This window comes from Kitasatospora griseola (assembly GCF_014648555.1).
GTDB classification, from domain to species: domain Bacteria; phylum Actinomycetota; class Actinomycetes; order Streptomycetales; family Streptomycetaceae; genus Kitasatospora; species Kitasatospora griseola.
In genome coordinates this window covers 38,795-41,618 of record NZ_BMRI01000018.1, presented here as the reverse complement: position 1 = coordinate 41,618, position 2,824 = coordinate 38,795, and the positions used below count along the sequence as shown (strand labels likewise).

Genomic DNA, 2,824 nt, shown 5'->3' with positions numbered 1-2,824 from the left:
GTACGTCATCACTCCTGAAGATGTGCAGGCCGGCCACGTGACCAACACGGCCCACGCCACCGGCCTCGACCCGCAGGACCAGCCGGTGCAGAGCCCGCCCGGCGAAGCCACCGTCCCCGTGGTGGGCATTGCGGAGCTCAGCATCCAGAAGACCGCCGACAGCGGCGGCCCGTTCCACCTCGGCGACGCCGTCGACTACACGTACACCGTCACCAACACCGGTACGGCCCCCGTGCACAACCTCACGGTCACGGACGATCACGTCGCTGTGGTGACGTGTGACGCCACGACCCTGAACCCGGGTCAGAGCACGCTCTGTCACGGCGCCTACGTTGTGACGGCGGCGGATGTGTCGGCGGGTCAGGTGACGAACACGGCTCATGCGGAGGGCACCGACCCCGAGGGTCAGACGGTGCTGAGTCCTCCTGGCGAGGCGACCGTTCCGGTCGTGGGCGAGGGGCAGCTGTCCATCGAGAAGACGGCTGACGGCGTAGGCCCGTTCCACGTGGGTGAGACCGTCGCCTACACGTACACGGTGACGAACATCGGTACGGCGGCGGTGCACGGACTGACCGTGACGGACGACCACGTTGTGTCGGTGACGTGTGATGCGACGACGTTGAATCCGGGTGCGAGCACGCTGTGCCACGGTTTGTACGTCGTTACGGCGGCTGATGTTCAGGTCGGGCATGTCACCAACACCGCTCACGCGAACGGCACGGACTCCGAGGGTCAGCCGGTGCAGAGCCCGCCCGGTGAGGTGACCGTCCCCGTGGTGGGCGAGGGTCGGCTGACCATCGAGAAGACGGCGGACAGTGCCGGTCCGTTCCGCGTGGGTGACACGGTCAACTACACGTACACCGTCACCAACACGGGCACGGGCGCCGTCAGCAACATCAGGGTGGCGGACGACCACGTCGCTTCGGTGACGTGTGATGCGACGACGTTGAACCCGAGTGCGAGCACGCTGTGCCACGGTTCGTACGTCGTTACTGCTGCTGATGTTCAGGCCGGTCATGTGACCAACTCCGCTCACGCGAACGGCACCGATCCGGACGGTGAGCCGGTGCAGAGTCCTCCTGGTGAGGCGACTGTCCCGGTGGTGGGTGAGGCGTTGCTGTCGATCGAGAAGACGGCGGACTCCGTCGGCCCGTTCCATGTCGGCGACACCGTGACGTACACGTACACGGTGACCAACACGGGGACCGCGCCGGTGCACAACCTGACCGTTTCGGACGACCGCGTTGCTTCGGTGACGTGTGATGCGACGACGTTGGACCCGGGTGCGAGCACGCTCTGCCACGGCAGTTACGTGGTCTCGGCAGCCGATGTGCAGGCCGGCCACGTGACGAACACCGCTCATGCGACCGGTACCGACCCTGAAGGCCGGACGGTGCAGAGTCCTCCTGGTGAGGCCACTGTCCCCGTGGTGGGCGAGGCGCTGCTGTCGATCGAGAAGGCGGCGGATTCTGCCGGCCCGTTCCACGTGGGCGACACCGTGAACTACACGTACACCGTCACCAACACGGGTACGGCGGTCGTTCACAATGTGAGCGTCGCGGACGACCATGTTGCGTCGGTGACGTGCAACGCGACCACGCTGAATCCAGGTCAGAGCACGCTGTGCCACGGCAGCTACGTGGTTACCGCGGCTGATGTCCAGGCCGGTCATGTGACCAACACGGCTCGCGCGACCGGCACGGATCCTGCGGGGCAGGAGGTTCAGAGCCCGCCGATCGACGCGACCGTTCCGGTCGTGGGTGAGGCCGAGTTGACCATCGAGAAGACGGCGGACAGCGCGGGTCCGTTCCATGCGGGTGACACGGTGCACTACACGTACACGGTGACGAACACCGGCACCGTGGCGGTCCACGACGTCGCTGTGGTGGACGACCACGTCACGTCGGTCGTCTGCGACGCGACGACGCTGAACCCGGGTGCGAGCACGCTCTGCCACGGCAGTTACACGATTACGGCGGCGGATGCCGCGGCGGGTCATGTGACGAACACGGCGCGCGCGAACGGCACCGATCCCAATGGCGGGGCGGTGCAGAGCCCGCCGGCCGAGGCCACGGTCACGGTCGTGGGCGAGGCGCAGTTGTCCATCGTGAAGAAGGCCGACAGCGCGGGCCCGTTCCGGGTGGGTGACAGGGTGCGGTACACGTACACGGTGGCGAACACGGGCGCCGTGGTCGTTCACGATGTGACCGTTGCGGACGACCGTGTCGCGTCGGTGACTTGTGACGCGACGACGTTGAACCCGGGCGCCCGCACGGTGTGCCACGGCAGTTACACGATTACGGAGGAGGATGTCGAGGCGGGTCATGTGACGAACACGGCCCGTGCGAGTGGTGTGGACCCGGAGGGTCGCCCGGTGGAGAGCGGGCCGAGCGAGGTGACGGTGGAGACCACTTCGGGTGCGTCGTCGCTGTCGATCACGAAGCGGTCCGACGTGTCGGGTTCCGCGCAGGTGGGTGACACCGTGACGTACACGTACATGGTGAGCAACACCGGGACGACGGTGCTGACGGACGTCGCTGTTGCTGATGACCGGGTCGCACATGTCGCCTGCGACGCGACGACGTTGAACCCGGGCGAGAGCACGACCTGCCACGGGACGTACGTCGTCACCGAGGAGGACGCGAAGGCCGGTCATGTGACGAACACGGCGACGGCCTCGGGTCGTGACCCGCAGGGGCAGTTGGTGGAGAGCCGGCCGGTGTCGCTGTGCGTGACCGTGTCGGAGTGCCCGGAGAAGCAGAAGGGCGAGGGCTGTGTGAAGGTTCCTCGTCCGACGGCGCCGCCGAAGCACGGCGGCGGTGGC

At 67.1% G+C, this 2,824-nt stretch carries 1 protein-coding gene; it reads left to right on the top strand.

What is annotated here, in order from left to right; translation table 11 throughout:
* The coding region (locus tag IEZ12_RS22345) for a CLIPPER-2 domain-containing protein (protein ID WP_189273993.1) at positions 1 to 2,824 on the top strand (2,824 nt) is incomplete at both ends.